This window comes from Wohlfahrtiimonas larvae (assembly GCF_002006755.1).
Lineage (GTDB): Bacteria > Pseudomonadota > Gammaproteobacteria > Cardiobacteriales > Wohlfahrtiimonadaceae > Wohlfahrtiimonas > Wohlfahrtiimonas larvae.
The window spans coordinates 1-5,253 of sequence record NZ_MVDO01000174.1 but is presented as its reverse complement, the minus strand read 5'-3'; the positions used below and the strand labels follow the sequence as shown (position 1 = coordinate 5,253).

The window sequence follows — 5,253 nt, the reverse complement described above, 5'->3', positions numbered from 1 at the left end:
TACAAAGAGAATGCTTGGGACATATAGCCAACGCGGCGGCGTGTATCCAAATCTTTGGGATTAATCTCTTTACCAAAAAGCCAAGCTTGGCCTTCAGTTGCAGGCAATAAACCTGTGAGCATTTTCATCGTGGTGGATTTACCACAACCGTTAGAGCCTAAGAATCCAAAGATTTCACCTTTATGGATTTCAAAGCTGACATTATCTACAGCAGTGAAATTACCAAAGCGCATAGTTAAGCCTTCAGCTTTGATAGCAATGGATGAGTTTTGATCTAAATGTAAGGGGGGTACTGTTACAGGCTCAAAGTTTTCACGCTTTTCTTTGGGTAATAATTTGATGAAAGCACTTTCTAAATTATCACTATCGGTTTTTTGTAAGAGCTCTTTGGGTGTGCCTGTATCTAAAATTTTGCCATCATCCATAGCAATCAGCCAATCAAATCGTTCTGCTTCATCCATATAAGCTGTCGCGACGATTACGCTCATTTGTGGGCGCTCTACACGAATGCGATCAATCAAATCCCAAAATTGTGCACGGGCTAATGGATCAACGCCTGTGGTGGGTTCATCCAAAATTAAAAGATCAGGATCATGAATCAAAGCACAGCATAAACCCAATTTTTGCTTCATACCGCCAGATAATTTACCGGCAGGGCGATCTAAGAATGGATATAAACCTGTGCTTTTAGTGAGGTTATCGATGCGTTGCCTACGTTCATATTCATCATGACCAAACAAACGACCAAAGAATTGTAGATTTTCTTCAACAGATAATGTTGGGTATAGATTTTTTCCTAATCCCTGAGGCATATAGGCAATACGTGGACAAATTTCATCACGCACAGATTTTTCACGCATATTACCATTGAGTACGATAACTTCACCTGATTGAATCGCACGAGCACCAGATATTAATGATAATAGGCTGGACTTTCCAACGCCATCAGGGCCAATCAAACCCACAACAATATTTGTGGGAATATTAATGGATAAATAATCAAGTGCTTTGATTTCACCGTATTTGAGTGAAAGATCGCTGATAGATACAACGAATTGATGTTTCATGTGATCTCCTTCCGTTCGTTATTCAGCAGAAGGATCTTCCAGTAATTTAATATCAAAACGATTTGGCCATGCCATATCTTTGTCTGTTTTGATGTAAGCTTCACCTGTGACACCAGTTTTAATATATTTTTGATATTTTTCTAATAAAGCAGGATCAAATTTTGCTTTCACGCGGTACATTAGTTTTTGACGTTCATCTTCAGTTTGTACTGTTTTGGGTGTAAATTGTGCTTCTGCTGAGATGAAAGTGATGCGTGCAGGAATGACATAATCAGGTGCGCCATCTAAAATAATGCGAACTTCAGAGCCATCTTTTTCACCTGCTACGAGTCCTGTTATTGCTTGCGTGGGCAGGAAAAATGTCATGTGAACTTTGGATAGATCTAATAAGTTTAAAACTTTACCTCCAGCTCCCAAGACTTCACCAGGCTCTGCAATTCTATATTGGATTCTGCCTTTAACAGGGGCAATTAAGTTTGCATCTTTAATATCAGCTTGAATTCGATCAATGGTTGCCTGAGCTGCTATGACTTGAGATTCAGTTGCAATATGCTGAGCTTTTGCTGCATCGATTGCTGCTTGGGCGGCTTGTACTTTAGCTTCTGCCGTTTCTATCTCTGCGTGTAAAACTTTGGTATATGCTTCCTGATCATCCAAATCTTGTTCTGTAGCTGCACCTTTAGCTGTTAGTGTTTTGATTCTTTGGAATTTTCGATCAGCAGCATATAGTTGGCTTTCTTTAGCTGAAACTGCAGATTGCGCAGCCGCTTTATCACTTTCTCTTGCTGCGATGATAGATTTAGCACTATTAGCTTGGTGAATAGCTTGTTGATGATAGGCTTTTGCTTCATTGAGTTGTGCTTCTAAAGAATCTAATTGCATGATGGCAAGTACTTGGCCCTTATCTACATAATCACCTTCATCAGCTAAAATGGTATCAATGCGGCCAGGAAGTTTAGTTGAAATATCTAAAGGTGTGACTTCTATACGACCATTGCTGACGGTAATACCTTCTAAATTATCGCGAGTAAAATACCAACCAATGCCTGCAATGATAGCAATTGCGGCTATGATAATGCCGGTTTTAGCCTTGTTATTATGTGGCGAGTTCATAAATGCACCTCTAAAATTCAAATCAGTGATTATTAAAATGTTTTTCATAAATTATATAGTTTACTTTTATCATTTTTCCCAATAAATAGCCATGTTAAACTTGGAATAATGAGGAATGTAAACCTTGGAATTGTTGAGAATAGAGGGAGATTTGAGATTTGTAATCGAAAACAAGCGTTTTCAAATCGAATAGGGTAAAATGACTTCATTTTTCATCTTAATACTAAGGAATATAATCAGTATGGCGCAGTTTATCTATACTATGAACCGAGTAAGCAAGATCGTTCCACCAAAAAGGGAAATCTTGAAGAATATTTCACTCTCTTTTTTCCCAGGAGCGAAAATCGGTATTTTGGGTTTAAATGGTGCGGGTAAGTCGACGCTGCTAAAAATTATGGCAGGTGTTGATAAAGAGATTCAAGGTGAAGCTCGTGCTCAAACTGGTATTAAAATTGGTTACTTAGCTCAGGAGCCACAATTAGATGAAACTTTAGATGTTCGTGGTAATTTAGAACAAGCCTTGGGCCCAATTAAAGAAGCATTGGCAGAGTTAGATAAAGTATATGCTGCATACGCTGAACCTGATGCAGATTTTGATGCATTGGCTTCTAAGCAAGCTGAATTGGAATCTTTCTTGAGTACAGTTGATGGTCATGCCTTGGATCGTCAATTAGAAATCGCAGCAGATGCTTTGCGCTTACCGCCAATGGATGCAGATGTTAAAGTCTTATCTGGTGGTGAAAAACGTCGTGTTGCTTTGTGTAAACTATTATTGTCTAAGCCTGATATGTTGTTATTAGACGAACCTACGAACCACTTGGATGCTGAATCAGTTGCATGGTTGGAGCGTTTCTTACACGATTATCCTGGTACAGTTGTTGCAGTAACGCATGACCGTTACTTCTTGGATAACGTGGCAGGTTGGATTTTAGAGCTCGATCGTGGACACGGTATTCCATGGGAAGGTAACTACTCTAACTGGTTAGAGCAAAAAAATAAACGTTTAGAAACTGAGCAGAAACAAGAAGAAGCATTTGCGAAAACATTAAAACAAGAGTTGGAATGGGTTCGTCAAAATGCTAAAGGTCGTCAAGCTAAATCTAAAGCACGTATTCAGCGCTTTGAAGAGTTGGAAAGCCAAGAATTCCAAAAACGTAACGAAACAATGGAAATTTATATTCCAGCAGGCCCACGTTTAGGTGAGCTTGTGATTGAAGCAACAGATGTTGCCAAAGCATTTGGTGATAAACTGTTGTATGAAAATTTGAGTTTTAATTTACCGCGGGGTGGTATTGTTGGCGTAATTGGTCCAAACGGTGCAGGTAAATCAACACTATTTAAGTTGATGACAGGTCATTTGGAGCCAGATCAAGGGACGTTCCGTGTTGGTGATACTGTAAAATTAGCGTATGTTGATCAAAGTCGTGACACTTTGGATGGTAGTAAAACTGTTTGGGAAGAGATTTCTGAAGGACAAGATATTATTCGTGTAGGTACTTATGAAATTCCATCACGTGCATATTGTGGTCGCTTTAACTTTAAAGGTTCAGATCAACAGAAATTTATCAAAGATTTGTCAGGTGGTGAGCGTAACCGTGTCCATTTAGCAAAAGTACTTCGTTCAGGCGGTAATGTAATCTTGCTGGATGAACCAACGAATGACTTAGATGTTGAAACACTACGTGCTTTGGAAGATGCAATTTTAGCATTTGCAGGCTGTGTTGTTGTGATTTCGCATGACCGTTGGTTCTTGGATCGTGTAGCAACTCATATTTTGGCATTTGAAGGTAACTCACATGTAGAGTGGTTCCAAGGTAACTATGCAGATTATGAAGTTGATCGTAAACGTCGTTTAGGAATGGATGCTGATCAACCACACCGTTTGAAATATAAACCGATTTCTCGTTAATTCAAATTAGTAGAGGGAAAATTTAATGAATGCTCATCCTGTTACTCACAAAGTAGAAGATAGAGAAGTGATTGTTTGCTGTCCACCTGAAAATGTTGATGTTTGGAATTTGCATCCAAGAGTTTATTTAGCGCTGAATGAGAATGGTTCTGTGACATGCCCATATTGTGGTGATATTTACACTATGGATGAGCAGGCGTGAAAATTTTAGCAATAGATACATCTACAGAAGCTTGTTCGGCAGCACTGTATTTAGATGGTGAACTCATCGAACGATACTTGGTTGCGCCTCGTAAACATATTGAGTTATTAAAGCCAATGGTTGATGAAGTAATGAAAGCTGCTGAAATTGATGTTAATGACTTAACAGGATTGGCATTTGGTGCAGGTCCTGGAAGTTTTGCTGGTTTGCGTGTTGCTTGTGCTTTTGTACAAGGCATGGGGGCAGGTTTAGATATTCCTGTTGTACCTGTTTCTACATTGAAGGCAATGGCGCAGCAAGTTTTAGATACTCATCCTGAGCGTACTGTATTAGTAATGCTAGATGCCAAAATGAAAGAAGTTTATTGGGGTGTTTATCGCTTAGAAGATAAAGAAGTGATGACGGTTTTGCCTGAACAAGTGACAAATATTCAGGAGATCCCTAACTTTGCGGGCATTGTTGGTTTAGCAAATATTGTTGGTGCTGGTGATGGTTGGAATGTTGTACCTAATTGGGTTGAAGCATTGAAACCAGAATTTATTGAAAAGAATGTTTATCCAAGAGCTGGTGATATTGCATTGCTAGCAATAGATGACTTTGAGGATGGTATGGCTTTGGACGCAGATCAGGTTTCGCCTATTTATCTTCGCAATAATATTGCCTTAACAATAGAGGAACAAAAAGCATTAAAGAAAGAGTCATGATTATTCTTTTCTAATGTATATATCTATAAGGCCTTTCATTGAATCGAAGGCCTTTTATTTTTGATAGAGGATAATGTTTGATGGTGTGTGTTTTCAGTGGTCAGCAATAGTTAATCATAACTATTTTCATCTTTTTAAAATAATTTCAAAAAAGTTTTGCTTATTATCTTTTTGTTTTTATTTGATTTTATTGTTTGTGTTTCGCTCTTTTTGGTGGTTGCTCAAAACTTAGGCATGCGTTAGTGTTGACAGGATAGG

General features: G+C 38.5%; 5 protein-coding genes. 3 read left to right on the top strand and 2 right to left on the bottom strand.

Annotated elements, in window-relative coordinates; translation table 11 throughout:
• Both BZK14_RS09550 and BZK14_RS09545 read right to left on the bottom strand, forming a co-directional pair.
• A partial coding sequence (locus BZK14_RS09550) for an ATP-binding cassette domain-containing protein (protein ID WP_143691432.1) occupies window positions 1-1,067 on the bottom strand: 1,067 nt, incomplete at its 3' end.
• An 18-nt stretch (window positions 1,068-1,085) separates the two neighbouring features.
• Entirely contained in the window at window positions 1,086-2,180 is a 1,095-nt protein-coding gene (locus tag BZK14_RS09545; protein WP_077926272.1) for an HlyD family secretion protein, read from the bottom strand.
• A 241-nt stretch (window positions 2,181-2,421) separates the two neighbouring features.
• On the opposite strand from BZK14_RS09545, the gene ettA reads away from it, so the two are divergent.
• The 3 genes from ettA to tsaB are packed head-to-tail and all read left to right on the top strand — an operon-like array spanning window position 2,422 to window position 4,995.
• Window positions 2,422-4,089: an energy-dependent translational throttle protein EttA gene (gene ettA / locus BZK14_RS09540; RefSeq protein WP_077926271.1), complete on the top strand. Its 1,668-nt coding sequence runs from the start codon at window positions 2,422-2,424 to the stop codon at window positions 4,087-4,089.
• A 25-nt stretch (window positions 4,090-4,114) separates the two neighbouring features.
• On the top strand, window positions 4,115-4,291 hold the full coding sequence (locus tag BZK14_RS09535) for a zinc-finger domain-containing protein (protein ID WP_077926270.1): 177 nt from the start codon (window positions 4,115-4,117) through the stop codon (window positions 4,289-4,291).
• A complete protein-coding gene (gene tsaB / locus BZK14_RS09530) occupies window positions 4,288-4,995 on the top strand; it encodes a tRNA (adenosine(37)-N6)-threonylcarbamoyltransferase complex dimerization subunit type 1 TsaB (RefSeq protein ID WP_077926269.1) in 708 nt (235 codons plus the stop codon). Before BZK14_RS09535 ends, tsaB begins: the two co-directional genes overlap by 4 nt.
• The last annotated feature ends 258 nt before the right edge of the window (window positions 4,996-5,253 follow it).

Excerpts from the sequence above, each read along its gene's own strand:
- ettA (WP_077926271.1), top strand. The coding sequence starts at position 2,422 with ATGGCGCAGTTTATCTATACTATGAACCGAGTAAGCAAGATCGTTCCA.
- BZK14_RS09545 (WP_077926272.1), bottom strand. The coding sequence starts at position 2,180 with ATGAACTCGCCACATAATAACAAGGCTAAAACCGGCATTATCATAGCC.
- BZK14_RS09535 (WP_077926270.1), top strand. The coding sequence starts at position 4,115 with ATGAATGCTCATCCTGTTACTCACAAAGTAGAAGATAGAGAAGTGATT.